At 64.5% G+C, this 22,926-nt stretch carries 27 protein-coding genes; 5 read left to right on the top strand and 22 right to left on the bottom strand.

What is annotated here, in order from left to right:
- Nucleotides 1–27 precede the first annotated feature (27 nt).
- The 3 genes from NJQ98_RS13770 to queC are packed head-to-tail and all read left to right on the top strand — an operon-like array spanning nucleotide 28 to nucleotide 1,979.
- Nucleotides 28–477 (top strand): 6-pyruvoyl trahydropterin synthase family protein, encoded by a 450-nt coding sequence (locus tag NJQ98_RS13770; protein WP_262179652.1) that lies wholly within the window; start codon nucleotides 28–30, stop codon nucleotides 475–477.
- On the top strand, nucleotides 477–1,262 hold the full coding sequence (locus NJQ98_RS13775) for a 7-carboxy-7-deazaguanine synthase QueE (RefSeq protein ID WP_262179654.1): 786 nt from the start codon (nucleotides 477–479) through the stop codon (nucleotides 1,260–1,262). The genes NJQ98_RS13770 and NJQ98_RS13775 overlap by 1 nt, the downstream gene beginning before the upstream one ends.
- A 21-nt stretch (nucleotides 1,263–1,283) precedes the next feature.
- Nucleotides 1,284–1,979 (top strand): 7-cyano-7-deazaguanine synthase QueC, encoded by a 696-nt coding sequence (gene queC / locus NJQ98_RS13780; protein WP_262179657.1) that lies wholly within the window; start codon nucleotides 1,284–1,286, stop codon nucleotides 1,977–1,979.
- On the opposite strand, the gene NJQ98_RS13785 is transcribed toward queC, so the two are convergent.
- The 4 genes from NJQ98_RS13785 to NJQ98_RS13800 form a co-directional block, all read right to left on the bottom strand.
- A complete protein-coding gene (locus NJQ98_RS13785) occupies nucleotides 1,973–2,356 on the bottom strand; it encodes a methylglyoxal synthase (protein WP_262179659.1) in 384 nt (127 codons plus the stop codon). The two genes, queC and NJQ98_RS13785, sit on opposite strands and share 7 nt — an antisense overlap.
- Before the next feature lie 39 nt (nucleotides 2,357–2,395).
- A complete protein-coding gene (locus NJQ98_RS13790; protein WP_262179661.1) occupies nucleotides 2,396–2,662 on the bottom strand; it encodes a HalOD1 output domain-containing protein in 267 nt (88 codons plus the stop codon).
- Between the two features lie 116 nt (nucleotides 2,663–2,778).
- Complete coding sequence (locus NJQ98_RS19085; protein WP_262179663.1) at nucleotides 2,779–3,441, bottom strand: helix-turn-helix domain-containing protein; 663 nt, start codon at nucleotides 3,439–3,441, stop codon at nucleotides 2,779–2,781.
- Between the two features lie 234 nt (nucleotides 3,442–3,675).
- Entirely contained in the window at nucleotides 3,676–4,143 is a 468-nt protein-coding gene (locus NJQ98_RS13800) for a deoxyuridine 5'-triphosphate nucleotidohydrolase (RefSeq protein ID WP_262179665.1), read from the bottom strand.
- 134 nt (nucleotides 4,144–4,277) lie between these two features.
- On the opposite strand from NJQ98_RS13800, the gene NJQ98_RS13805 reads away from it, so the two are divergent.
- Both NJQ98_RS13805 and NJQ98_RS13810 read left to right on the top strand, forming a co-directional pair.
- A complete protein-coding gene (locus NJQ98_RS13805; protein ID WP_262179667.1) occupies nucleotides 4,278–6,254 on the top strand; it encodes an aconitate hydratase in 1,977 nt (658 codons plus the stop codon).
- 101 nt (nucleotides 6,255–6,355) lie between these two features.
- Nucleotides 6,356–6,550: a DUF8144 family membrane protein gene (locus NJQ98_RS13810; RefSeq protein ID WP_262179669.1), complete on the top strand. Its 195-nt coding sequence runs from the start codon at nucleotides 6,356–6,358 to the stop codon at nucleotides 6,548–6,550.
- A gap of 246 nt (nucleotides 6,551–6,796) precedes the next feature.
- On the opposite strand, the gene arlJ is transcribed toward NJQ98_RS13810, so the two are convergent.
- From arlJ to NJQ98_RS13900, 18 genes are all read right to left on the bottom strand, one after another.
- A complete protein-coding gene (gene arlJ, locus NJQ98_RS13815; RefSeq protein WP_262179671.1) occupies nucleotides 6,797–8,545 on the bottom strand; it encodes an archaellar assembly protein ArlJ/FlaJ in 1,749 nt (582 codons plus the stop codon).
- Between the two features lie 2 nt (nucleotides 8,546–8,547).
- Complete coding sequence (flaI, locus tag NJQ98_RS13820; RefSeq protein WP_262179673.1) at nucleotides 8,548–10,221, bottom strand: archaellum flagellar ATPase motor FlaI; 1,674 nt, start codon at nucleotides 10,219–10,221, stop codon at nucleotides 8,548–8,550.
- Nucleotides 10,222–10,235: 14 nt separating this feature from the next.
- Nucleotides 10,236–10,997, bottom strand: coding sequence for an archaellum protein ArlH (arlH, locus tag NJQ98_RS13825; RefSeq protein WP_262179674.1), 762 nt, complete (start codon nucleotides 10,995–10,997; stop codon nucleotides 10,236–10,238).
- The gene (gene arlG / locus NJQ98_RS13830; RefSeq protein ID WP_262179675.1) at nucleotides 10,994–11,443 is read right to left on the bottom strand and encodes an archaellum stator protein ArlG; all 450 of its coding nucleotides are present in this window, start codon (nucleotides 11,441–11,443) and stop codon (nucleotides 10,994–10,996) included. Before arlG ends, arlH begins: the two co-directional genes overlap by 4 nt.
- Before the next feature lies 1 nt (nucleotide 11,444).
- Complete coding sequence (arlF, locus tag NJQ98_RS13835) at nucleotides 11,445–11,876, bottom strand: archaellum stator protein ArlF (RefSeq protein ID WP_262179676.1); 432 nt, start codon at nucleotides 11,874–11,876, stop codon at nucleotides 11,445–11,447.
- Nucleotides 11,860–13,440, bottom strand: a complete 1,581-nt coding sequence (locus NJQ98_RS13840; RefSeq protein WP_262179678.1) for a FlaD/FlaE family flagellar protein — start codon at nucleotides 13,438–13,440, stop codon at nucleotides 11,860–11,862. The genes arlF and NJQ98_RS13840 overlap by 17 nt, the downstream gene beginning before the upstream one ends.
- Nucleotides 13,441–13,684: 244 nt before the next feature.
- Nucleotides 13,685–14,206, bottom strand: a complete 522-nt coding sequence (locus NJQ98_RS13845; RefSeq protein WP_262179681.1) for a chemotaxis protein CheD — start codon at nucleotides 14,204–14,206, stop codon at nucleotides 13,685–13,687.
- Nucleotides 14,206–15,423, bottom strand: coding sequence for a chemotaxis protein CheC (locus NJQ98_RS13850; RefSeq protein WP_262179683.1), 1,218 nt, complete (start codon nucleotides 15,421–15,423; stop codon nucleotides 14,206–14,208). The genes NJQ98_RS13845 and NJQ98_RS13850 overlap by 1 nt, the downstream gene beginning before the upstream one ends.
- Nucleotides 15,424–15,783, bottom strand: a complete 360-nt coding sequence (gene cheY / locus NJQ98_RS13855; protein ID WP_262179684.1) for a chemotaxis protein CheY — start codon at nucleotides 15,781–15,783, stop codon at nucleotides 15,424–15,426.
- A gap of 152 nt (nucleotides 15,784–15,935) precedes the next feature.
- Nucleotides 15,936–17,876, bottom strand: coding sequence for a hypothetical protein (locus NJQ98_RS13860; protein ID WP_262179687.1), 1,941 nt, complete (start codon nucleotides 17,874–17,876; stop codon nucleotides 15,936–15,938).
- Nucleotides 17,873–18,340, bottom strand: a complete 468-nt coding sequence (locus NJQ98_RS13865; protein WP_262179689.1) for a hypothetical protein — start codon at nucleotides 18,338–18,340, stop codon at nucleotides 17,873–17,875. The genes NJQ98_RS13860 and NJQ98_RS13865 overlap by 4 nt, the downstream gene beginning before the upstream one ends.
- A 41-nt stretch (nucleotides 18,341–18,381) precedes the next feature.
- Nucleotides 18,382–18,939: a DUF7500 family protein gene (locus NJQ98_RS13870; RefSeq protein WP_262179691.1), complete on the bottom strand. Its 558-nt coding sequence runs from the start codon at nucleotides 18,937–18,939 to the stop codon at nucleotides 18,382–18,384.
- A 76-nt stretch (nucleotides 18,940–19,015) separates the two neighbouring features.
- Entirely contained in the window at nucleotides 19,016–19,654 is a 639-nt protein-coding gene (locus NJQ98_RS13875) for a flagellin (protein ID WP_262179693.1), read from the bottom strand.
- Nucleotides 19,655–19,894: 240 nt separating this feature from the next.
- Nucleotides 19,895–20,539, bottom strand: coding sequence for a flagellin (locus tag NJQ98_RS13880; protein ID WP_262179697.1), 645 nt, complete (start codon nucleotides 20,537–20,539; stop codon nucleotides 19,895–19,897).
- 213 nt (nucleotides 20,540–20,752) lie between these two features.
- Complete coding sequence (locus NJQ98_RS13885; RefSeq protein ID WP_262181002.1) at nucleotides 20,753–21,028, bottom strand: DUF7521 family protein; 276 nt, start codon at nucleotides 21,026–21,028, stop codon at nucleotides 20,753–20,755.
- Nucleotides 21,029–21,121: 93 nt separating this feature from the next.
- A complete protein-coding gene (locus tag NJQ98_RS13890; RefSeq protein WP_262179699.1) occupies nucleotides 21,122–21,457 on the bottom strand; it encodes a winged helix-turn-helix domain-containing protein in 336 nt (111 codons plus the stop codon).
- 144 nt (nucleotides 21,458–21,601) lie between these two features.
- Complete coding sequence (locus tag NJQ98_RS13895; RefSeq protein WP_262179701.1) at nucleotides 21,602–22,327, bottom strand: RAD55 family ATPase; 726 nt, start codon at nucleotides 22,325–22,327, stop codon at nucleotides 21,602–21,604.
- 72 nt (nucleotides 22,328–22,399) lie between these two features.
- On the bottom strand, nucleotides 22,400–22,834 hold the full coding sequence (locus NJQ98_RS13900; RefSeq protein ID WP_262179703.1) for a chemotaxis protein CheW: 435 nt from the start codon (nucleotides 22,832–22,834) through the stop codon (nucleotides 22,400–22,402).
- Nucleotides 22,835–22,926 lie beyond the last annotated feature (92 nt).

Consider the following 22,926-nt stretch of genomic DNA (forward strand, 5'->3'; position numbering starts at 1 on the left):
TATACCGGCGTCGGATAATCACGGGATATGCCCCAGCGAATATCACAGTCGGCCGACCCGGTCGCGGCGGCGGGCGAGCGGGCGCTCGTCGTCGGTGGCGACCGGCCAATCCGCATCTCGGCGGGCCACCGGCTCATGCACCACGACGGGAAGTGCTCGCGCCCGCACGGCCACAACTACGAGGTCACCGTTCGTGTGACGGGCGAACTCACCGACGAGGGGTGGGTCGTCGACAAGGGCGACGTGACGACCGTCATCGACGAGTGGGACCACCGGTTCCTGGTCGAACGGGGTGACCCGCTGGTCGAGGCCTTCGAGGCGAGCGGCGACGGCGACGCCCTGGTGGTGCTCGACCACCCGCCGACGGCGGAGGTGATGGCCGCCATCCTCGAAGAGCGGCTGACGGCCCGGCTCCCCGACACTGTCTCCGATGTGCGCGTGACGGTGCGGGAGACGAGCGAGCTCTGTACCCGCTGATGCCGGTCGCCAGCGACACCGACGGGCTGGACGGAACCGCCGACCGGGACAGCGAGTCGGCCGACGGGGACCTCCCCGTCAACGAGCTGTTCTGCTCGCTGCAGGGCGAGGGGCGGCTGTCGGGCGTCCCGAGCGTCTTCGTCCGCACGAGCGGCTGTAACCTCCGCTGTTGGTTCTGTGACTCCTATCACACCTCCTGGGAACCGACCGGCGAGTGGTACGGCGTCGCGGACCTCGTCGCCGCGGTCGGCGAGTACGACGCCGACCACGTCGTCCTGACCGGGGGCGAACCGCTGGTCCACGAGTCGAGCGTCGACCTGCTGGAGGAACTGGCCGCCCGGGGCTACCACACCACCGTCGAGACCAACGGGACCATCTATCGGGACGCCCCCATCGACCTGGCGAGCGTGAGCCCGAAACTCGACTCCAGCACGCCGACGCCCGACCGCGACCCGAAAGGCGACGGCGAGTGGGCCGACCGCCACGCGGACCGGCGGCTGGACGTGGAGACGCTCGCGAGGTTCGTCGAGGCGTACGACACGCAACTGAAGTTCGTCGTCACCGGGCCTGAGGACATGGCCGAAATCGAGGGGCTGGTCGGTCGCGTCCGTCGCGCGGCCGACGTGCCGGTGCCTGACAGCGCCGTCCTGCTGATGCCCGAAGGGCGGACCCGCGAGCAACTGGACGAGACCCGCCGCGTCGTCGCTGACCTGGCCCTGGAGCACGGCTACCGGTACACGCCGCGGCTCCACGTGGACCTCTGGAACGACGCGCCGGGCACCTGACTACCCTTTGCTACCGCTACGATGACAACCAACGACACCCGCGCTGTCGTGCTCGCCTCGGGCGGCATGGACAGCGCCACGGCGGCGTACGAGGCACAGGCACGCGGCTACGAGGAGCTGTATCTCCTGCATACGAGCTACGGCCAGAACACCGAACAGCGCGAGTTCGAGTGCGCCCGCGCCCTGGCCGACCACGTCGACGCGGCCGACTTCTGTCACGTCGAGACGAGCCACCTCCAGCGGATAGGGGGGTCGTCGCTCACCGACGACGGGATGGACGTCGCCGAGGCCGACACCGACAGCGACGAGATACCCAGCTCCTACGTCCCCTTCCGGAACGCGAACCTGCTGTCGATGGCGGTGTCCTACGCCGAGGCCAGCGACTGCGGCGCGGTCTTCATCGGCGCCCACAGCGAGGACTTCTCGGGCTATCCCGACTGCCGACCCGCCTTCTTCGAGGCCTTCCAGCAGGTCGTCGACGTGGGGACGAAACCGGAGACGGACATCGAACTGGTCGCGCCCTTCGTCGAGTGGTCCAAGACCGACATCGCCGAGCGGGGCCTGGAACTGGGTGTCCCCTACGCCGACACGTGGAGCTGCTACCGCAGCGACGAGCCCGCGTGTGGCACCTGCGATGCCTGCGCGTTCCGGCTGCAGGCGTTCCAGGCGCTCGGGGAGCGCGACCCCATCGAGTACGAGCGGCGGCCGGACTACTGAACGCCGTCGTCGCGGGCGAGTCCCTCGATGATGTACTCGCCCGCGGACCGGCAGGTGGCCAGGGGAACGTCGTGGACGTCACAGATACGCACCAGGGCGCCGATGTCGGGCTCGTGTGGCTGGGCCGTCATCGGGTCCTGGAGGAAGACGACGCCGTCTACCTCCCCCTCGACGACCTCCGCACCGATCTGGGTGTCCCCGCCGATGGGGCCGCTCTCCTTGCGTTCGATGTCCAGGCCCGTCTCGGTCGCGATGCGCTGGCCTGTCGTCCCCGTCGCGACCAGGTCGAACGTCGCGAGCACGTCCTCGTACTCCTCGACGAGGTCTATCATCGTCGGCTTCTCGTCGTCGTGGGCGATGAGCGCGACTCGTGTCACGTTTGACGGGTCACCGCGTGGCGATATAGGCGTGCTGGATTATGCCACCGTCACGTCGCCGCCAGCGGTCACGGTGACCTCCCTGCCCTCGATGTCGAAGGTAACGGTGTCGTCGTCGCCGTCGCCGACGACCGCTCGCAGCTTCGCCGCGTCGACGTACGACCCGATGTAGTCGATGTCGTCCTCCGTGAGGTCGGTCGCGTCGAACAGCGCCTCGGTGATGACGGCCTCGGCCGGCTCGGGGCTGACCCACTCGTCGCTGTCGTGACCCCGTATCATGTACACTGTCCCGTTCTCCGAGTTCATGTACTGGACTACACACCACACTCACATAATTGGAGACGAGCGGATTCACAGCGTGAAACAGCCCGTGAGGGGCGCGGCGGCTGGTGACCCCCGCTCCGACGACAACCTCTCTCCGGTCAGTGCTGGCGCGAGCCGATGGAGGGACGGGCGGGCGCGGCGAGCGTGTTCGCGACGAGCGTCTGTGTGCCCCGCCGGAGTCGCTCGGAGGCGGCCTGGCTGGAGATGTCAAGCTGCGCGGCGAGGTCCGACAGCGAGGCGTTGCGCGGGACGGTGTAGTAGCCCCGTTCCAGCGCGAGCAACAGGACCTCCCGCTGTGGGTCGGTCACGCCGAACTGCGTCGACGCCTCGTCCTCGTCCTCGCGCATCCGCTTTACTTCCACGTCGAAGCCGTCGGCGACGAGGTCCTCGCGGAACGTGAGCAGGGAGCTCCGGTCGGGGAACCGGGCCTGGACGACCCACTCGCCGTCGACCAGGTCCGCCCGGACCAACATCCCGTCGGCCGTGAGGAGACCGCGGCTCATGGCGTCCAGCGGCTCGTCGGCCGTCGTGATAACGTACCAGTGACCCTCTGCTTCCGGCCCCAGATGCGACGTCGGGCCGGCGGTGTCGTCGCCGGCCAGCGCCGCGTCGACGGTGTCGCGGTCGGCCACATCGACCCAGACCGACGCCCGGCAGCCGCCGTCGATGCGGTGGAGGCGCTGTATCGAGACGGCGCCGTCGGGTAGTCGACCCGCGGCCGCTCGAAGGAACCCTGTCTCTATGTGAAATGTGACTATCACGTAACAGATTGCGACTGCGACTTATATAAAACTCTGGCAAACGGCGACGGCCGAACCGGCCGTGTGGGGCGAGCCGAAACGGGTTATGTCAGAGGCACCAATCGCCCGACTCCGCCGCCACCAGTCGATTATACTCGTCGATAGTACTTAAATTAGCGGCCCGGGGTGGCACCCAGTCACACGGCGGAGCGGGCGGGAGACGGGCGCACAGCCGCGCTGGTCGTCCTTCCTCGCTCACTCCTCGATATTTTCCCCCTGATAGCTCCCCTCGTAGGTCTCTTCGTGGGCCGCTTCGGCGAGGACTAGCTGGGCGATGCGCGCGCCGGCTTCGAGCTCGATGGGGTGGTGGACCTGCAGCAGTCCCTCGCCGCGGCCCTCGTAGCCCGCGTCCCAGACGGCGGTGTTCAGCATACAGGAGTTACGCAGCAGCGACGACCGGGGGTAGAGAAAGCCGACGTGCCCGTCGGGGATGACCACGCGGTCGCCGTACTCGACGACGTAGCCGCCGGTATCGAGGGCGTAGACGCCGTCCTCGGGCTCGATTTCACGCCGGCTCCCGACCGTTTTCCCCTCCCGGCCGACGCGGCCGGGCTCGACCTGTTCGTACACCGCGCCCAGCGTCAGGTCGACGCCGTTTGGCTGTATCTGTGCGTCAGTGAGGTCGTCGAGCCTGTCCGCGACGAACCGTCCGCTCTCGAACATACCGTCGCTGACACCGCAACGGCGAAAACGCTACCGTTCGACATCCGGAAACCACCGCCGGGGGTTGTCGGATGATGAAAAATAGGGAGGGATACGCGGGATTTATACCGGCGCGCCGTCGATTGGCGGACGTTATGGGACAGACGCTCACGGAAAAGATTCTCGACGACCATCTCGTCGAAGGGGAACTCACCCCCGGAGAGGAGATCGGTATCGAAATCGACCAGGTGCTGACACAGGACACGACGGGAACGCTCGTCTGGCTGCAGTTCGAGGCCCTCGGCCTCGAAGAGGTCCAGACCGAGCTGGCCGCCCAGTACTGTGACCACCAGACCTACCAGTTCGACTTCAAGAACACGGACGACCACCGATTCCTGCGCTCGGCCGCCGGTACCTTCGGTGCGCACTTCTCGCGGCCCGGCAACGGTATCTGTCACAACGTCCACAAGGAGAACTTCGCCGCGCCCGGCAAGACGATGCTCGGCTCGGACTCCCACACGCCGACGCCCGGTGGCCTGGGCGAACTCGCCATCGGCTCCGGTGGCCTCGACGTGGCCGTCGCCATGGGTGGCGGCGCCTACTACATCGAGATGCCCGAGGTCGTCAACGTCCGACTCGAAGGCGAGCTGCCCGAGTGGGCCACCGCCAAGGACGTCATCCTAGAGCTGCTCCGTCGCCTCTCGGTCAAGGGCGGCGTCGGCAAGGTGCTCGAATACACCGGCCCCGGCGTCGAGACCCTCTCGGTGCCCGAGCGGACCACCATCACCAACATGGGGACTGAACTCGGCGCGACCTCCTCGATCTTCCCGACCGACGAGAACACGAAGGACTACCTCGAACGGCTCGGCCGCGAGGACGTCCACGTCGACATCGGTCCGGACGAGGACGCCGAGTACGCCGACGAGATCGTCGTCGACCTCTCGGAGCTCGAACCCCTCATCGCCAAGCCCTCCATGCCGGACAACGTCGTCCCGGTCAGCGAGGTCGCCGGTGAGGACGTCGACCAGGTGATGATCGGTTCCTGTACGAACGGCGCCTACGAGGACATCCTCCCGGGCGCGAAGATGCTCGAAGGGCGCAACATCGACAAGAAGACCGAGATGATCGTCGCCCCCGGCTCCAAGCAGGCCTCCGAGATGCTGGCCCGCGAGGGCTGGACCGCGGAGATGATGGCCGCCGGCGTCAACTTCTCGGAAGCGACGTGTGGTGCCTGTATCGGCATCGGCCACGTCCCCGCCTCCGACTCGGTGTCACTGCGGACCTTCAACCGCAACTTCGAGGGTCGCTCCGGCATCGAGGACGACAACGTCTACCTCTGTTCGCCGGAGGTCGCCACCGCGGCGGCAATCAAGGGCGAAATCGTCGACCCGCGCGACCTCGCCGAGGAACTGGGCGACCTCGAGGCCCCCGGCCTGGAGATGCCCGACCAGTACATCGGCAGCTCCGAATCGGACCTCATCGCGCCCGACGAGGCCGTCGACGACGAGCTCATCAAGGGCCCGAACATCGGCGACGTGCCGCTGAAAGACCCCCTCGAGACCGAGGTCGGCGGTGAGGCCCTCCTGAAGATGGAGGACAACATCACCACGGACCACATCATCCCGGCCACGCAGGACATCCTGATGTACCGGTCGAACGTTCCGAAGCTCTCGGAGTTCACGCTCTCGCGAGTCGACGACACGTTCGCCCAGCGCGCGCTCGACGCCGACGGCGGCGTCCTCGTGGCAGGCGAGAACTACGGGCAGGGCTCCTCGCGCGAGCACGCGGCGCTGTGTCCGATGTATCTCGGTATCGAGACCGTCCTCGCACAGAGCTTCGCCCGCATCCACAAGGCGAACCTCTTCAACTTCGGTATCGTCCCGCTCACCATCGACGAGGACACCTACGAGAAAATCGAGCAGGGCGACGACGTCGAAATCGTCGACGACGCCGCCGAAGCGGTGCGCTCCGGGCAGGAGGAGTTCACCATCCGCGTCAACGACGACTGGGAAGCGTCGGGCTACCTCGATGCCTCCGACCGCGAACGCGAGATTCTGGCCGCCGGTGGGAAGCTCTCCCACACGAAGGCCCAGCACGAGGACGAGGGCGGCGCCGCGCCCGCGGACGACTAACGGCGGAACTCACAGCTTCGATTTTTCTTTCGCAGAATTCGTGAGCGTCGGCGCTGTCGGCTGACCGAATCTATTTGTAGCGGACCGGATAACCGACTGGTATGGCCGAGACGTTCGTCGAACTCGTCGAGGAGTGGCAGACGGGCGCGCTCTTCGTATTCGCCACCGTCATCGGCGGCGGCGTGCTGGGTATCGTCGCCGCGTCTTCTTTCGGACCTGTCGCCGGCCTCGTCGGCTTCGTCGCCGGGGCTGTCGTCGTGTTCGCGGTAATTTCCTATCTGCTGTACGGTCGCTGACTGCTGTGGCCGTGCGCGAGTGGCATGGCACTGCCACGCCCGAGCGAAGACGGGGAAGGGCAGGCTGTCGCGGAGCGGGAAGTACCCAGAGCATCCAGCGGCTGTGCCGCCGGTTCCACCGCGGCGAGCCGACTACCGCGCCAGCGGCGCGACAGGAGGCGAAGCCGCGATCTTTCCCCACGTTTTTGCCGTGGAGGCGTGTCGAGCGCCGCCGCGCTCGACCGCTGGAGCGTGCAAAAAGTGGTTTCAGATTTGCAGGAACTGCGTCACCAGCCACTTCGTGAAGGTCCCGGTGACCCCGCCGATCCAGGCCAGCAGGACGAAGTGGAGGTAGGTGTTCGCCTTGTGGCCGCCGTCGATGGTCCGTATCATCAGCGCCGACAGCATGGCCGAGAACATGATGATGACGACCAGGAGAAACTCGATGAGGGGGATGTTGTAGACGCTGGTGTTGATGAGGGAGTTGACGTCCAGCCGGCTGCCGGCGTTGAGGTCCAGGGACATCTCGGCGAGGATGTTGACGACCTGGAGCCCGATGAAGAAGGCGAAGGTCGAGGCGGCCGTAATCCCGTACAACAGCCCGACCATCGTCGTGGTCGCCTGTTTGCGCTTCTGGCGCAGCTGCAACACCTGGTTCATGTTGGCGGCGATGAGTTCGCCGAGCTGCTTGGGCGACCCACCCATCTCGCGGCCGATGAGATACATCTCCGAGAACGTCTGGATGAGGTAGGAGCGACAGTCGGCGGTGAAGAACCGCCACGCGGCGGTTGGCTCTATCCGCATGTTGAGCCGCTTGTAGAGGTTGTCGATGTCGGGGGTCAGCGCGCCGAAGTCCTTCTTGCGGAGCGTGCGAAGCACCTGTCCGGTGGTGGACTGTTTGGCCCCCTCCGTCGCCCCCAGGGCGCGGATGAAGCTGGGGAACGCCTCGTCCCGGCTCTTGACACGCTGTTCCTCCTGCCGGAAGACGATACCGGGGATGAGCATCGGGGTGATGGGGACGACGGCGTAGAACGGTAGCGGGACCGAATCGAGGAAGAAGAAGAGGTCCCCGAGCGTGACGGGGGAGACGCCGAACATCCCGCCCACTGTGACAAAGAGCAGGACTGCCGAGAGCCCGACCCCGGCGTACATCGATTTGTTGAGACGCTCCTCGATGGGCGAGGGGTACTCCTCGGGGTGGAACCACACCGGGTCGTAGGGGGCCATCGACCGGATGGCCAGGTAGAACCCGGACTGGACGAAGATGTACATCACGATGACGGCGCTGACGGTCATCGTCGGGTTCGTCCCGGTCAGCACCGGCAGGACGACGGCGAAGACGAGCGCGAACGTCATCGAGAGGATCATCGACAGGTAGAGGTCCTTCATCACTTCCAGGCTGTCGAGCGAGGAGCGATAGACGGTGGTGTAGTGCTGGATGATCTGCTCCTGCTCGGAGAGGAGATAGTCCTCCAGCGACTGGCCGGCCCCGAGCGTGTAGGCCAGCCGGTCGAGGAAGTCGGCGAAGGCGTCGCTTGGCACTTCCTTTGCGCGGCGGCGACAGGCGTCGTCGAGGCTCTGGTTCCACGTGTCGACGAGCTGGACGATGCGGTGCATCTCCATGGCGAGTTCGCCGTACTCGTCCTCCTTCGCGAGCGTGCGGAACACCTCCATCCGGTCGATTTTCGTGGTCGCCAGCACCGTCATGTGGGTGATCATGAGGTGAAAGCGGTTGTTGAGTTCGCGCTTGCGCTGGGAGAGCAGAATCTTGGGGTAAAACAGCGCCGAGGTCATCGCCAGGAAGCCAAGCAGCGGAATCGGCGCCCGTATCATCATCGACAGGTCGAGCAGCACGGCCGCCACGATTGAGAGGAGGAAGAAGACGATAGAGGGAATCAGTATGAAAAAGAGGTACCGCTCCAGCGGAATCGTCATCTGGCGGTACGACTCGAGCAGGCCCTGGACGGTCTCGGTGATAGTCAGCTCGATGCCGCTCTCGGCTTCGCTCTGGGCCATTGTCAGTCCGGTCGGGCGATGTTGAAGGGGAGCCCTTCCATCCCGTCGCGCTGGAAGTCCGAGATGAAGTCGTTGACCTCGTGGTACCCCAGAATCCCTTCCTGAATCGCTCGCTCTATCAGGTCGGCGCGGAAGCGGAGGTCGTCGTAGATGTCACGGGTGTCCTCGTACCCAAGCAGCGTCGCTATCTGCTCTTCGAGGACGAAGGAGTTGTTCATCCCCTGGAAGACGATTTCGTCCTCGACGGGGTCCCAGTTGAACACCTGTCGGGTGACGACCCCGTCCATCTCCTTGGAGTACCCCTCGATTTCCTGCACGCTCGTGACGCGGCGCAGGACGTTGTCGCCCTGTTTGACGCGGTTCTGGAACAGCGCCACGTCGGCGACGTCCATGAACGTCTCGGGGACGTTGATGGGTTCGCCGGTGAAACGCTGAATCATGGAGACGATGTCGCTGGCGTGGAAGGTCAGCATGACGGGGTGGCCGGTCTGGGCGGCCTGGAACGCCATCCGCCCCTCCTCGCCACGGACCTCACCCACGATGATGTAGTCGGGTCGGGAACGCAGTGCCGCGGCGACCAGGTCGAACATGTCGATGCTGGTCCCCTCGTCCTCGCCCTCACGGGTGAGCAGTTGCTGCCAGGTGTTGTGCGGGGGCAACACCTCGGCGGTGTCCTCCGCGGTGTATATCTTGGCGTCGTCCGGGATGAACGAGGTGATGGCGTTCAGCGTCGTCGTCTTCCCCGAGGCGGTTTCCCCGACGACGAAGACCGTCTGTTCGTTCTCCAGACAGAGCCAGAGATACGCCGCCAGTTCCGGCGAGAGGGTCATCCACTTCGTAATCTGGAAGATGGAGAGGGGAATCTCGTCGCCCTGGCGGATGGTGAGAGAGGGCCCTTTCAGGCTCACGTCGTCGGAGTAGATGAGGTTCAGACGCGACCCGTCCGGCAGCGTGGAGTCGACGATGGGGTCGGAGTCGGAGACGGGGTCGCCCATCCGCTCGCCCATGTTGCGCAGCCACTGGTCGAAGGCCTCCTCGCTCTGCCACTCGACGGTGGTCTGGAGCATCCCGTAGACCCCGTGGTCGACGTGGCACTCGCTGCGGCCGATGACGTGGATGTCCTCGTTGGCCGGGTCCCGCATCACCGGCTCCAGGGGACCGAGCCCGACGATGTCCCGGTTGAGCCGGTAGAGGATGTTCTCGTAGGTGGACTCGGTGACCTCGACGCTGCTCACGTCGGTCATGTTCGACAGCCGCGTGAGGACGCCGCTGTCGCTGTCCTCGTTGCGGATCCTGGTCGTCTCCTGGAGCAGTTCTTCGATGCGGTCGTCGTACTCGGACTCGCTTTCGGGCGCCGGCTTGTTGACGCTCTTCTGGAGGAGCCGGTTGCGCACCTTGTCGAAGACGACGCTCTCGTCCTCGTCCAGTTCGGGTTCGATGGCGTAGTACTTCGTGTCCTGCCCGATGTCACCGTAGACGTGACAGAAGATGGGGCCCCCGACCGGGTAGAGGACGTTGGGGCGGTCGGACTCGTAGTCGTCGTCGGCCTCGTCGATGAGCATCGGGAACTCCCCGGTAATCTGCTTGAACTTCTTCAGGTGGTCCCGCAGGTGGGGCCGCCGGGCCGCGATCTGTCGCAGTTCGTCCGATGGTTTCGCGCGTCCGTGGTCTGTCATATCGTGGATACCCCCTAGGCGACGCTCCGCGATTCGATGACGATACCGGTGCCCGACCGGACCGAGAACCCGATGGTATCGCCGACCTGTTCGCCCATCCCGGCAAAGCGGAGGACGTTTATCTGGCGGCGGGTGTCGTTGCCGACCTCTATCATCTCCAGTTCGATGAACACGTCGGCGATGGCCCGGAAGGGACCGATGGCCTCCTCGTCCAGCGTCGACGGGTCGACCGTCAGCATGATGCATTTGCCCTCCGAGATGATGTCCCGGAAATAGGAGATAATCTCGAGGGCGGCCTGTCGCTCGTCGTTCTGGCGGACCAGGGCCTCGAACTTGGGGTCGTTGCGGAGAATCGCGTCGAAGGTATCGATGACGATGACGTCGGCGTCCCACATCACCTCGGCCTCCATCAGCCGGCGCAGCAGCTCCTTGCGGTCCTGCTCCTCGTCGTTGCCCGAGAACGTGTTCGAATCGCCGATGTCGGCGTGGAGGAAGAGGACGTTCTCGTCCAGCATGTGGTCGACCATGTCGTAGGAAAGCGAGTGCATCTGGTCGAGGAAGCTCCCCACTGTAAGCTCCGTCGAGAGGTAGGTCACGTCGTGGCCCTCCTCACAGAGCCCGTAGGTGAAGCGCTGGCTCATGGCGGACTTGCCCGCCCCGTAGTCACCCTCGACGAGGATGATACTCCCCGGCGGGATGCCGCCGCCGAGTTCCTTGTTCAGTCGGTCGTGGTCGTCCAGTCCCAGAGAGAACAGGTCGGTAGTAGCGATGCTCATGTTCGGAACTCAAACACCTCCTCGTCGCCGTTGACGGTGAGCTGGACGCGGTGGTCCCCCCCGTCAAGCGACTGCTGGATGTCCAGCCGGACGACGGTCCCGGGCTGCCAGGCCCCGCCTCCCTCGGCCCGAGTCACCGTGTAGTCGGTGACGAACTGGCCGTCGACGAGGATATCTAGCACCCCCGGGTCGGCCGCCAGCCGCTCAGTGCCGGTGTTTTTGACGTACAGCGTAATCGTTTCGGTCGTACTGTTGTAGATGGCGTTGCTCCCGCTGTCGGATATCACCTCTACGTCGGTCCGGACGTCGCTGCTGACATCGAACCCCTGCTCGGAGATGGCGCCGCTGAGCTGGCCGATACTGCTGGTGAAGACGCCGGCGACGCTCGCGGCTATCATCATCGACGCGATAAACAGGATGAGGTGGGAGACGGAGACGCTCGCCACGTCAGACCACCTCCGCCGTCGCGGCGACGCCCGGTCCGGTGACGATTTTCACCTGGCTCGGCTGGGGCGTCGTCGTGGTGTTGATAGCCAGCGTCTCCCGCGGGAGCCAGAGGTCCGTCTCGGTATCCCCATCGACGGCCGTGCGATACCCCGTCTGGTAGCTGTTGTCCGCGAGGACGTCGACGTCGCTGACCGACAGCTCCGTGGCGCCGGTGTTCTCGACGGTGACGTTGAGGTAGTCGGACGCGGTGTTGTAGTTCACAGTGGTGATCTCTATTTCGGTGTTGGTCCGTTCGAGCTGCCGGTCCGACTGGGTCTCGCGGGCGTCGTTGACCATCTCGGTGCTGTTTGCCGCCGCCGAGTAGAACATCCCGAAGCCGATGAAGGCTGCCACGAAGATGAGCGCCGCCGAGCCGCTAACGCTGAATCCCATCCGAGCCACCTCCCACGAGCTTCGAGAGCGCGACGGCCTCGGCGCCGCTGTCCTCGTCGAGTTGCGAGATGTAGCGCAGACTCTCGGTGTGGTGGTCGATGGTGAGACCGTCGCCGGCGTCGGCGACGTCGTCGAAGCCCCGCAGGTAGTCCGCGAGGTCGTCGGCCACGTCGGCGTCTATCCAGCCGATGGTCTCGTAGTAGTCGATGGCACGGGACGCCTCGCGGTAGCCGGCCTGGCTCACCAGGAACTCCAGCCACTCGATGATTATCAGGTCCGCCGCGAAACCCTCCGGCATCGTCGCCAGGTAGGGCTTGCCGTCGTCGCTGTCCGCGGTCGGCTCGGCCGTCTTGTCGGCCGTCGGTTCGGGTTCCGGTTCCGGTTCCGGTTCGGTTTCGACGGCCGGTTCGGGTTCCGGCTCGGGCTCCGGTTCGGCTTCGACAGTCGGCTCCGGTTCCGGCTCGGGCTCGGCCATCCCGCCCGCTTCGTCTCCCTCCTCATCGATGACCTCGTCGAAGAGGTCGTCGTCTTCGAGACCGCTCTCGCCGTCGTCGAACCCGTCGCCGTCGAGCATCTCGTCGCTGTCGTCAAGCATCTCGTCGTCATCGAGCATTTCGTCGCCGTCGTCGAGCATCTCGTCTTCCTCGCCTTCGGCCCACTCGGCGTCGCCCGACTCGTACTCGTCTTTCAGTTCCGCGAACGACTTGCCGCCGTCTGAGTCGTCGTCGCTGTTCCCGTCGTCCGTGTCGAGCCCGTCGTCCATACTCATGTCGTCTTCCTCCTCGAACTCCTCGTCGAACTCGCCGCCGTCGTCCTCGAACCCGTCGTCGAGGTCGTCGTCGAACATATCGTCGCCGTCGTCCATGGACATCTCGTCGTCCATCGCCATTCCGTCGTCCTCGACGAGGTCCTCGTCGAAGAACCCCTCGGCGTCGGCTGAGGCGACGTCGTCGTCGATGTCCTCGCCCTCGTCGTCGCCGCCGTCGTCGTCGAAGAGGCCGAAAGAGCCATCGCCCATGCCGCCACCGCCGCCGCCCATCCCGGCGTCGACGTCGTCGGCGAAGGGGTTCACGCCGCGGGTGACCATCTCGTAGATGTCCAGCAGCTTCCGGACGTTCTCCTGTACCTCGTCGACGGACTCGGAGATGGATTCGTTCTCCGTTCGGACGGTGTTGACCGTCGAGGAGAGGCTTCCGACCTCGTTTTCCAGCTCGTCGATTCGGTGTTCCAGCTCGTCGGTGTCGGGGCCGGTGGCGTCCTCCATGTCGCCGAACTCGTCGTCGCCGAAGCCGCCCATGTCGTCGCCGTCGTCGTCCAGCCCGCCGAGCCCGCCGAGGTCGTCGCCGCCACCGCCGCCGTCGTCGCCCATCAGCCCGCCGCCGCCCATATCGTCACTGCCGCTGTCGTCCTCGTCGCTCTCGTCGTCCGACATGATCGAGTCGAACATGTTCTTGATGCTCATCCCGACCAGGCCCCCGGACAGCAACACGACGAGCGCTGGGACCAGCGCGGCCACGTCCGGAGCGAGTGCCTGTAACGTCGGCACGAGAGCGAAACTACTCATCGTTTAGAATGATTCCCGCAGATACCCTTGAATATTCCGTCTAGCTTATCATGGCTGATAACAAAGAGGCTATTTGAAATCAGAAAAGTATTAAATGAAGTCTTTTCGCACCGCATCCCCGGATTCGGCCACCGTTTCATCTGGAGATGTAGCGATAGCGGGTCTGAACGCCGCGCTCCCGACAGACACGTGACTGCCGCCCGTCTGACGCCGTACGGCGCGTGGCCAGTTTCAACAACGGAAATCAGAGCGTGACCGAGTCCATGTTCGCGCTCTTGACGACGAGGTCCCCGGAGTCGGCCTCCAGCCGGAGCGACCGACCGTGGTCCCCGCCGACGTCCTCGCCCGCGATGGGGATGTCGTACTCCGCGAGGGTCTCCCGGACCTGTTCGAGGTTGCGCGAGCCGATGGAGGAGCCGTTCTCCGAGAAGTCGAGCATGTCGCTGCCGCCGGCTATCTTGGCCTGCATCGTCGCCGTCGAGGCGCCGACGGCTTCGAGCGCCTCGACCAGTTCGGTGACGCCGGTGTCGGCGAACTTCGCCCGGTTGCCGCCCTCCACGTCCTTGGCGGTCGGCAGCATGACGTGGACCAGCCCCGCGGCGCCCGTCGGTTCGTCATACAGCGCGATGCCGATACAGGAACCCAACCCGCTGGTCGTCAGCACCGCCGAATCGGTCGTCACCTCGTACTCCGCGATGCCGACTTTCAGCCGCTCGGGCTCGGTCTTTTGCTCCGTCTCCGTCTGGCTGCCGTCGTAGACCTTCATTATTCGAATATCTGTTCGATGTCGGCCTCGGTCTCGTCGGCGCGGTCGACATCGAGGTCGTCAAGCGCCGCCCGGAGCTCCTGCTCGTTGGGCAACGCGTGAATCTCGGCGCTGAACTCGATGTCGTCGGTCCGCATCGTCGAATCGATGATGAAGGCGTGTTCCTGATGCTGGCCGACCTGTGCCGCCAGGGGGTCCACGATGGACCGTCCCATATCGTGGACCAGCTTCGGGGGCGTGTGGTCGACCGACGTCTGGAGCACGTTCGCCCACCCGTCGACGAAGCCGCTGGTCATGATGTTCCCGAGCTCCTCGATAGCGGCCTCGTGTTGCTCGGTCAGTTCGTCGCTCTCCATCTCGACGGGCATCATCGCCTCGGCGACGTTCACGGCGGAGACCTCGTCGAAGAGCACCATGAGGTAGCCGCTGGGAACCCCGGTGAACTCAACGACCGTCCCGACGTAGGTGTCGGTGCCTATCTGTTTCGGGACGTCCTCTATCGGCGCGAAGCTAATCTGGGTGACCTCCGCGTCGGTCGGTATCCCCGTCATCATCTCGACGTTGTCGGCGGCCTGCTGGGTCCCCTTCGTCGTCATCTCGTTGAACGTCTGGAGCTTGTCGATGGGGATGGCGTCGCCCTCGGTGTCGACGCTTTCGACCATCGCCTCCGCGAGCGGTTCGTACTCGGGAAGCATGTAGATGTAGAAGTTCACCGACTCCCCCACCCACTCGATCTCCGACTTGAAGACGAACACTTGGTGGTGGTCCTGTGCCTCCGGCGCTTCCGGCAACACGTCCGCGCCGGACTTCTCGATGTACTCGGGCGGTGAGTGGTCGATAGTCGAGTCCAGGTAGTCGGCCCACCCGTCGATGAACCCGCTCATCATGATGTTGCCGATCTCCTTGACGGCGCTCTGGGCCATCGCGGGGTCCTCGCCGGCCCCGGGCATCATCGAATCGGCGATGGTGTCGGCCGACTCGGCGTCGAACACGAGCACCGTGTCGCCCTCCAGGACGCCATCGTACTCGAACTGCACGCCGACGAAGTCCCGCCCCGCGAGGTCCTCGCCGATGTCCTCGCGGTCCAGCAGCGTTATCTTCGTCACGTCGACGGCGGCGTCGATGCCGGTCATCTGCGCCAGCGACTGGGTGGCCTGCTTGGCTCCCTCGTGAGCGAGTTGGTTGAACGTCCCCAGCGACTGGATATCGACGTTCATCTATGAGGGGACGACGTCCTCGATTGCCTCCATCACGCTGGGTTTCTGGAAGGGTTTGGTGATGTAGCCGTCGGCGCCGGCCTTGACGGCCTCTTTCATCTTCTCCTCCTGGCCCACGCTGGTACACATGATGACGTTGGCGTTCGGGTTCGAGGACTTGATTTCGCTGGTCGCCTCGATACCGTCCCGGATGGGCATCACGATGTCCATCATCACAAGGTCCGGCGTTTCCTCCTTGTACACCTCGACCGCCTCGACACCGTTCTCGACCTCACCGACGATGGTGTGGTCCTCCTCTAGAATCTCCCGCAGGAGGTTCCGCATGAACTCCGAGTCGTCGGCAATTAGCACGTCTGGCATGCCCGCTACTACCGTGATGACTGGGATAAATGTGACCCGTAAATTATCGCGTGTGATACCACCGACTGCGAGCGATTGAGTCGAGCTAGCTCGGCTGTCGCGTCGGGTGCTATCGACCACCGCGCCATCGCTCACGCGAGTCCGCGTTCCTCTCACAGCGCCGGGACGTGGTCGGCCAGGACACGGACCACGTCGAAGGCGTAGCTGCCGTACCGGAAGTAGACCAGCCCCGAAAGCAGGAGATACCCGGTCGTGAAGCCGGCCGGTAGCGCGACGGCGACCGCGACGAGGCGGTCGGGGACCCGGTCCGAGACGGTCCAGCCGGTGACGGCGGCCCCGCAGACGGCCGCGGCCGCCAGATTCCAGAGGGCGTTGTACTGGACCGCCTCGCCGACTGCCAGCCCCAGCCCGCCGACGCCGCCCAGTAGGACGGCCACCGCGAGCGCGAGGCTGGCGAGATACGACCCGACGGCCCACCGGGCGTCCGATAGCGCGGCGCGGACGGCCGGCACGCGCCAGACGCCGTACGCGCCGAGCGCGATGACCGGATGGAGATACCGGACCGTGAGCGTACTGAAAAGCGGGAGTCGGGGGAGGTAGACGACGGTCAGGACCGCGACCAGCGCGACCACGAGCAGGTCGGTCTGGCGAACCGGCCGCCAGTCGCGCGGATTCCGTGGCGGCAGGGTCCGGTCGGCCGCGGCCCGGAGCCGGCGCCCCGCCAGCACCGGGAGCGCCGCCAGCGCCCCCAGCAGGGGCGTCGCTTCGAGTACCGTGAGGTCGATGGCCTCGAAGTTGTTGGTCCCGTAGTTGACGCCCGGAATCGTCCCGCTCCGGACGAACGTGTGCCAGAGTCGGTCGGGCTGTGTGAGCGCCGCGAGCCCGCCAACGACAGCCCTTCCGGCGAACGCCGAGACCGTGTCGGTGCCGTCGCGGATGGTGTCGAGCAGCGACGGGGGTGTCGAACCGTCACCGCCGATACCGGTCGCCGTGGCCCCGGGCGTTGCGGTGGCCCCGCCCTCGGCAGTGGTGCTGTTCGGCATGGGGGTCCCGTTCCCGGACGGTGTCTCACCCGCCGCCGGCGCGAACTCCGCGTCGGGACCGACGCTGGGGAGCAACCGCGGCGGCTGGGCCGGGTTCCCGCTGATGGCGTAGTTCGTCGCCAGCATCGGCGTCGACGCGACCAGAAGGACGAGACCAAGGACGGCCAGCGTCCGAGCGCTCCGGTCCCGCGCCGTCAGCAGGTCGACGGCCCCGAGGACCCCCACGACGAACAGCGCCTCGAACGCGTGTATCCAGGTGATGTAGCCGGCCAGCGCGTAGGCGCCGGCACGTGCCCTGAGGGCCGCGTCCCCTTCGCGGGCTCGACTCACCGCGAAGGCATACACCACGCCGACCACCAGCGCGACCACGAGCGTGTGACGCTTGGGCAGTGTCGCCCAGAACCCGACCGGCGTCGCCACGCCCAGCGTGGCCCCGGCGGCCAGCCCCGCCCGGCGCCCGTGGAAACGGGCAACGAGGCGATACAGCACCAGCCCGGCCGTCGCCGCCGCCAGTACCGTCGAGAGCTGGAGCGCCACGAGGGCGAGCCGGTCGGTCGGGAGGTCGGTCGCCGTCAGCACGCTGGCGACGAACAACGCCATGACGAGGAGCGAGCCCGCGGCGCGGGTCCGGCCCCGGTCGAACCGGTCGAACTCGGCTACCTGTGTCACGAGAACCAGCCCGAGACCGGCCCAGAGGCCGGCGAGTAACAGCCGCGGCGCCACGACTGCCGCCCCGGCTTCCAGCGCCCAGACCAGCGGCACCGCCAGCGCGAGCATCCCGTAGTTCCGGCCGTAGGCCCGCCCCTGGTACTCGTACAGTCCCGGCTGGGAGCCAAACGTCAGCGAGTAGCGCAGCTCGGTCACGTGGAGCTGCCCGTCCGCGAGCGCGACGAGCGTGTTGGCCATCGCGTAGGTGTCCTGGATGAAGAAGCCGACCCGCCAGGTCAGCCCGAACCAGCAGACCAGCCCGAGCCACAGCACCAGTCCGCGCCGGTCGCCGAAGCACCACCGACCGGCGGCGACCAGCCGGTCCCGGGGAGCGCCGTTCACCGTCTGGCCCCCACGGTCATCGTCGTTCGGGCCACTGTCCGGTCGGTCGTGAAGCTCTGGATGCGGACCGAGAGCACGGCGTCGTAAGTACCGTCGGCCCGACCCGGCGGTATCGCCCGGTCGTCGGGCGCGATTCGGTACGTGCCCGGCCCGGTGACAACCTCCCGTTCGACAAGCTGGAGGTCCAGTCCCGGGACCGAGACGATATAGAGCAGTTGCGGCCGGCCGGTCACGCCGTCGACATCGACCGCGGCCGTCGGTACGCGGAGGTAGGTGACGTTAGTCCCGAATCGGCCGGGCGTCAACGTGAGCCCAGCGCGGTCGACGCCGACCTCGGTCACGGTCGCGTTCCCGTCGCCGAACGTCGACGGCGAGGCGGTGGTCACGTCGAGCCCGGTCAGCGGCCCGGTGCCCACGAGGACGAAGGCGACGAAGAGGCCGACGACGGTCACCCAGCGGTCCATCGGGTTACCAACGGCTGCCCCGTGGCTTAAACCCCTCGCCGTTACAGCTTCGCCCCGTCGCGGTCCTCGACGGCCTCGATGAGGTCCGCGATGGAGTCGTCGGGGCTGAGTCCGGCCGAGCGAGCCAGCGTCTTGACGCTGCCGGGCGGGTACTTCACCGGGACGTTCGACTCGGAGAGCAAGATACCGAGCACGTCCTGGACGTCCGTCGACCCGTCCATCTGGCGGCCGTACCAGAGCATGAGCGTCTCGAAGACGGTGACGATATCGTTGGAGGTGAGCCGCTGTTGGTCGACCTCGCCGTCGAACTTCGCGGTCACGTCGAACCCGTAACGGGCGTTCGAGTCGGCCATCTGCTCGGCGAGCCACTCGTGGACGTTCGCGTCGGTGAAATCGGGGGCCTGGGGCTCGGGCTCGGGTTCCGGCTCCGGCGCGGAGGGCTGGCCGCCGTAGTCGTCATCGTCGTCGCGGACGTCCGGCGAGACCACGTACCGCCCCTCGTCTATCTGAGTGACGTGTTCGTCGTCCTCCAGCTCAAGCTCTTCGGGGGAGAGAATCTTGCCGTCCTCGGGATTCGGTTCGTCGGGCCCCCGGTCCATATCCTACTGTGTGTGAGGAAGGGGTATAATACCGTCGCTGGTCGCGGTCGAAAACAGAAGAAAAGGGGGCGCAGGCTTAGAGGCCGACTGCGGAGTCCCCGGAGAGCGTCTGGGGAACCACGAGCCGGACTTCGGTAGTGCCGCCGGACTGGGTGTTGATTCTGACCGTTGCCGTATCGCCCTCGCCGAAGCCGTCAGTGACACCGCTAGGACTGGTATCAATGACTATCTGTGCGCGGTCCGCGGGGTCGTTTAGTACGACACCATCGGTGGACAGTGAGTCTCCACCCTGATCCTGGACCTCAACCACACCGAACTGGGTGCCATCCAGAGTCAAGGCGCTCGTATCGCCAGAGTCGAATTGATCTTGGTACGTAAGATCACTTGAGCCGCTGGAGTGGACAAACTGGAGCGTCGTTGACGACAGGTCGATGTTGTTCGCACCGGGGGCCTTTTTGACCGTGATAACGGCACGGTCAACTTCGCTGTTGGCTGCATCGATATTCTCTCCGATAACGCTCACAACGTCGAGCCGGTTGGTCACTTGGTCGCTACTCTGCTGTCCGGTCTCCTCGGCACCGCTCTGGAGGAACCCGGCCGTGTTGATTAGGACGCCCGCAGCGATAGCCGCCACCAGCACCATCGCGATGAACACGATGAGCGTGCCGATACCGACCTGCCCGCGGTCGTCGTCTCGTTTGAATGTTTCGAGCATGGATATTCCAGGTCTGTCTGACCCTAGTCGAAGCTTGCTTTCACCAGTAATAATACCTCCCCTCAAAATATCTCTACTGATAATACATGTTTGAGTGGCTCTACAGCAGTGTGAGTGATTACGCTTCAGTTGACGACCAACAGACATCTGATCGCGTAGACGACGCGAACAGTAGCCACGCCGTCATTTCCATAGCTGGTACTCATCGGTAATCGACACAGAAAAGAAGGAGGCGCAGGCTTAGAGGCCGACTGCGGAGTCCCCGGAGAGCGTCTGGGGAACCACGAGCCGGACTTCGGTAGTGCCGCCGGACTGGGTATTGATTTTGACTGTTGCCGTATCGCCCTCGCCGAAGCCGTCAGTGACGCCAGTGTCGGGGCTGGTATCAATGACTATCTGTGCGCGGTCCGCGGGGTCGTTTAGTACGACACCATCGGTGGATAGTGAATCTCCGCCCTCGTCCTGGACCTCTGCCACACCGAAGTTAACGTCGTCGCCCGGATCCGCACCGCTCGCATCAGTCGCAGAGAAGTCACCGTCGTAGGTGAGATCGCTTGAGCCGCTGGAGTGGACAAACTGGAGCGTCGTTGACGACAGGTCGATGTTGTTCGCACCGGGGGCCTTTTTGACCGTGATAACGGCACGGTCAACTTCGCTGTTGGCTGCATCGATATTCTCTCCGATAACGCTCACAACGTCGAGCCGGTTGGTCACTTGGTCGCTACTCTGCTGTCCGGTCTCCTCGGCACCGCTCTGGAGGAACCCGGCCGTGTTGATCAGGACGCCCGCAGCGATAGCCGCCACCAGCACCATCGCGATGAACACGATAAGCGTGCCGATACCGACCTGCCCGCGGTCGTCGTCTCGTTTGAATGTTTCGAGCATGGATATTCCAGGTCTGTCTGACCCTAGTGGAAGCTTGCTTTCACCAGTAATAATACCTCTCCCCAAAATATACACTCTGATAACGGGCCTTAGAGCCCTACTATGGCTAATATTCAGTAGTTTGGGGTGTGTCGAACTAGCCACTACAACGGGAATCGGACTGACAGCATCGGACGCGTCAAAAGCCGGTCGGGCAGTGTAAGCCGGAGTCGTTCACTCGTAGGTCACGAGGCTGTACATCACGAACAGGAAGCCGAACGTCGTCAATCCGCTGTTGACCAGCAGGAGCGACCGCACGCCTTCGAAGTCGTTGATAAAGGCGCTGATCATCGTCGCAGCGGCACCCGCGACGGCAAGCGAGAAGCCGACGGACAGGTGTAGCATCGCCTGCCGGGAGGTTTGGACGTACGCCCGCACTGCCATCCCGACCATGGTGAGTCCAGCGACGACGAACACGAGCGTCGAGATGGCATAGAGGAGTTCTATCATCGGCACTGAGAGTAGGTATGCGAACCCCCGTATTAAATCCACGCTCGTAAATATTTCAACTGATAATCGCTCGGTAGGCCGGCGTCCGGGGCGCTATCTGTCCGAGAGCGTTCGCCAGGCCTCGTCGAGCTTGTTCGTGACTTCGGAGCGCTCCTCGACGTGGATGGACAGCCCCTCGTCGAAATCGACCCGGACCTCGTCGACGTTGCGCCGGTAGACCTTGATGCGTCGGCGGTCATCGGAGAGAATGTTGTCGTGGAGTTCGAGCAGGTCGTGTTCGGTGAGTTCGTCGATTCGCCGATAGCATGTCGCGATTGGGATCTCGAGTTCGTCGCTCAGGTCCTGTGCCGAGATGGGTTCATCGGTCGCATCGAGTATCTCAGCGCTGTATTTGTTTCCCAGCGTCTGGAGAAGATCCGCTGATGCCATCGTTATCAAATCATAAATTCAGACTTTAATAAAGCTATCGGCAATGATACTGGCCGATTCGGCCGATGAAAGAATTTGTCCCCAGGTGGTTATTTTAACGGGTACAGCCAGCCGGACCGCCATTTCGCGTCGTAATAACGCCGTTCAGAGGGGGGACTCCTCTTCGCTCATCATGGAGAACGCACTGGCGTTCTGGTGGACCTTGATACCACCCCAGTCTATCTCCATCGGGTAGATGTCCGTCTCGATGTTCTGCTTGCGCATCTTGGCGACCCAGACGTACCGGCTGACGCCGGAGTCGGTCGGCGTCTGGATGAGATAGATGTTCCCGTCGGTGAGGTAGTTCTCCAGGCCGATTTCGGTGTCGGGGAAGACCGCGCCCTGCTCGTTGGTCAGCAGCGTCGTCAGCCCGTTGGCCTTGAGGATGTCGGTGAGTTTCAGGAGGTAGGTGCGTTTCTCCTTCTCGTCGTCGAAGAAGAGCTGGAACATCGCCAGCGAGTCGAGTACGAGCCGGTCGTAGTCGTCGTCTTCGAGGTCTTCGAGCAGGATTTCCAGCGAGGAGGAGAAGTCGTTCTCACGCAGGAGGACCTGCTTGTCGTACACTTTGATATCGCCGCTGTCGACGTATTCGGGCCACTTGTCGAAGCCGATCGACTCGGCCGCCTCCCGGATGTCTGCCTCGTTTTCCTCGAAGGAGAGGTAGATGCCCTTCTCGTCGAACATGTCGACGCCGTTGTAGATGTACTGCAGACAGAGAATCGATTTCCCGGCGCCGGGGTTCCCGCTAATCAGTGTCGTGGAGTCCTTCACGATGCCGCCGTTGAGGATGTCGTCGAGGCCGTCGATGCCGGTTTTGGTTAGCTGTATCATTCTCTTTGCAGTTAGCTATCTGTTCGTCGTGCTCTGGTGTTAAAAACTCTTGTTGCCCGACACGCACGGGGGCTACTGCGAGCTGTGGACGATAGCCGGGTCGACCCAGATGACGAACTCGTCGTCGCGTTTGACGACGCCGCGAATCGAGCCCGAATCGTTGGCGGGGGACTGGTCTATCTGGTCGGGGGTCACCTGGACGACCTGATACACCTCGTCGACGACCCAGCCGGCCGCGCCCTGGTCCTGTACGATGTCCGGGTCGAAGACGATTATCCGCTGGCCCTCGCTGTCGTCGCGGATGCCGAAGACGGTCTTCGGGTCCACGATAGACGTCGTCCGGCCACGGAGGTCCATCACGCCTTCGACGTGGGCCGGGGCGTTGGGGACCTGAGTCAGCTCCCCGACGTCGACGATTTCGGTCACGTAGCCGATGCTGACACAGTACGTCTCTTCGCCGAGTTTGAATTCGAGCACCTGGCCGGTTGTGGTAGACTGGGCTGACATGGCTGCCGGATACCTGAACGTGGTCCGTTGGTGTATAAAAGGCTGTGTACTGGGCTATCAACTTTGATTACGTGGGCGGAGTCTTTATTTTG

It is taken from the genome of Haloarcula laminariae, from assembly GCF_025457605.1.
Classification (GTDB): Archaea; Halobacteriota; Halobacteria; order Halobacteriales; family Haloarculaceae; genus Haloarcula; species Haloarcula laminariae.

What these genes read in the sequence shown, in the direction of transcription:
- NJQ98_RS13790 (WP_262179661.1), bottom strand. Translation starts at nt 2,662, where the DNA reads ATGAACTCGGAGAACGGGACAGTGTACATGATACGGGGTCACGACAGC.
- arlJ (WP_262179671.1), bottom strand. Translation starts at nt 8,545, where the DNA reads ATGGCCCAGAGCGAAGCCGAGAGCGGCATCGAGCTGACTATCACCGAG.
- arlF (WP_262179676.1), bottom strand. Translation starts at nt 11,876, where the DNA reads ATGGGATTCAGCGTTAGCGGCTCGGCGGCGCTCATCTTCGTGGCAGCC.
- NJQ98_RS13845 (WP_262179681.1), bottom strand. Translation starts at nt 14,206, where the DNA reads ATGAAGGTCTACGACGGCAGCCAGACGGAGACGGAGCAAAAGACCGAG.
- NJQ98_RS13800 (WP_262179665.1), bottom strand. Translation starts at nt 4,143, where the DNA reads ATGTTCGAGAGCGGACGGTTCGTCGCGGACAGGCTCGACGACCTCACT.
- NJQ98_RS13890 (WP_262179699.1), bottom strand. Translation starts at nt 21,457, where the DNA reads ATGGCATCAGCGGATCTTCTCCAGACGCTGGGAAACAAATACAGCGCT.
- NJQ98_RS13900 (WP_262179703.1), bottom strand. Translation starts at nt 22,834, where the DNA reads ATGTCAGCCCAGTCTACCACAACCGGCCAGGTGCTCGAATTCAAACTC.
- flaI (WP_262179673.1), bottom strand. Translation starts at nt 10,221, where the DNA reads ATGACAGACCACGGACGCGCGAAACCATCGGACGAACTGCGACAGATC.
- NJQ98_RS13810 (WP_262179669.1), top strand. Translation starts at nt 6,356, where the DNA reads ATGGCCGAGACGTTCGTCGAACTCGTCGAGGAGTGGCAGACGGGCGCG.
- NJQ98_RS13805 (WP_262179667.1), top strand. Translation starts at nt 4,278, where the DNA reads ATGGGACAGACGCTCACGGAAAAGATTCTCGACGACCATCTCGTCGAA.
- NJQ98_RS13840 (WP_262179678.1), bottom strand. Translation starts at nt 13,440, where the DNA reads ATGAGTAGTTTCGCTCTCGTGCCGACGTTACAGGCACTCGCTCCGGAC.
- NJQ98_RS13895 (WP_262179701.1), bottom strand. Translation starts at nt 22,327, where the DNA reads ATGATACAGCTAACCAAAACCGGCATCGACGGCCTCGACGACATCCTC.
- NJQ98_RS13770 (WP_262179652.1), top strand. Translation starts at nt 28, where the DNA reads ATGCCCCAGCGAATATCACAGTCGGCCGACCCGGTCGCGGCGGCGGGC.
- cheY (WP_262179684.1), bottom strand. Translation starts at nt 15,783, where the DNA reads ATGCCAGACGTGCTAATTGCCGACGACTCGGAGTTCATGCGGAACCTC.
- NJQ98_RS13870 (WP_262179691.1), bottom strand. Translation starts at nt 18,939, where the DNA reads ATGGACCGGGGGCCCGACGAACCGAATCCCGAGGACGGCAAGATTCTC.
- NJQ98_RS13850 (WP_262179683.1), bottom strand. Translation starts at nt 15,423, where the DNA reads ATGAACGTCGATATCCAGTCGCTGGGGACGTTCAACCAACTCGCTCAC.
- NJQ98_RS13880 (WP_262179697.1), bottom strand. Translation starts at nt 20,539, where the DNA reads ATGCTCGAAACATTCAAACGAGACGACGACCGCGGGCAGGTCGGTATC.
- NJQ98_RS13885 (WP_262181002.1), bottom strand. Translation starts at nt 21,028, where the DNA reads ATGATAGAACTCCTCTATGCCATCTCGACGCTCGTGTTCGTCGTCGCT.
- NJQ98_RS13865 (WP_262179689.1), bottom strand. Translation starts at nt 18,340, where the DNA reads ATGGACCGCTGGGTGACCGTCGTCGGCCTCTTCGTCGCCTTCGTCCTC.
- NJQ98_RS13875 (WP_262179693.1), bottom strand. Translation starts at nt 19,654, where the DNA reads ATGCTCGAAACATTCAAACGAGACGACGACCGCGGGCAGGTCGGTATC.
- arlH (WP_262179674.1), bottom strand. Translation starts at nt 10,997, where the DNA reads ATGAGCATCGCTACTACCGACCTGTTCTCTCTGGGACTGGACGACCAC.
- queC (WP_262179657.1), top strand. Translation starts at nt 1,284, where the DNA reads ATGACAACCAACGACACCCGCGCTGTCGTGCTCGCCTCGGGCGGCATG.
- NJQ98_RS13775 (WP_262179654.1), top strand. Translation starts at nt 477, where the DNA reads ATGCCGGTCGCCAGCGACACCGACGGGCTGGACGGAACCGCCGACCGG.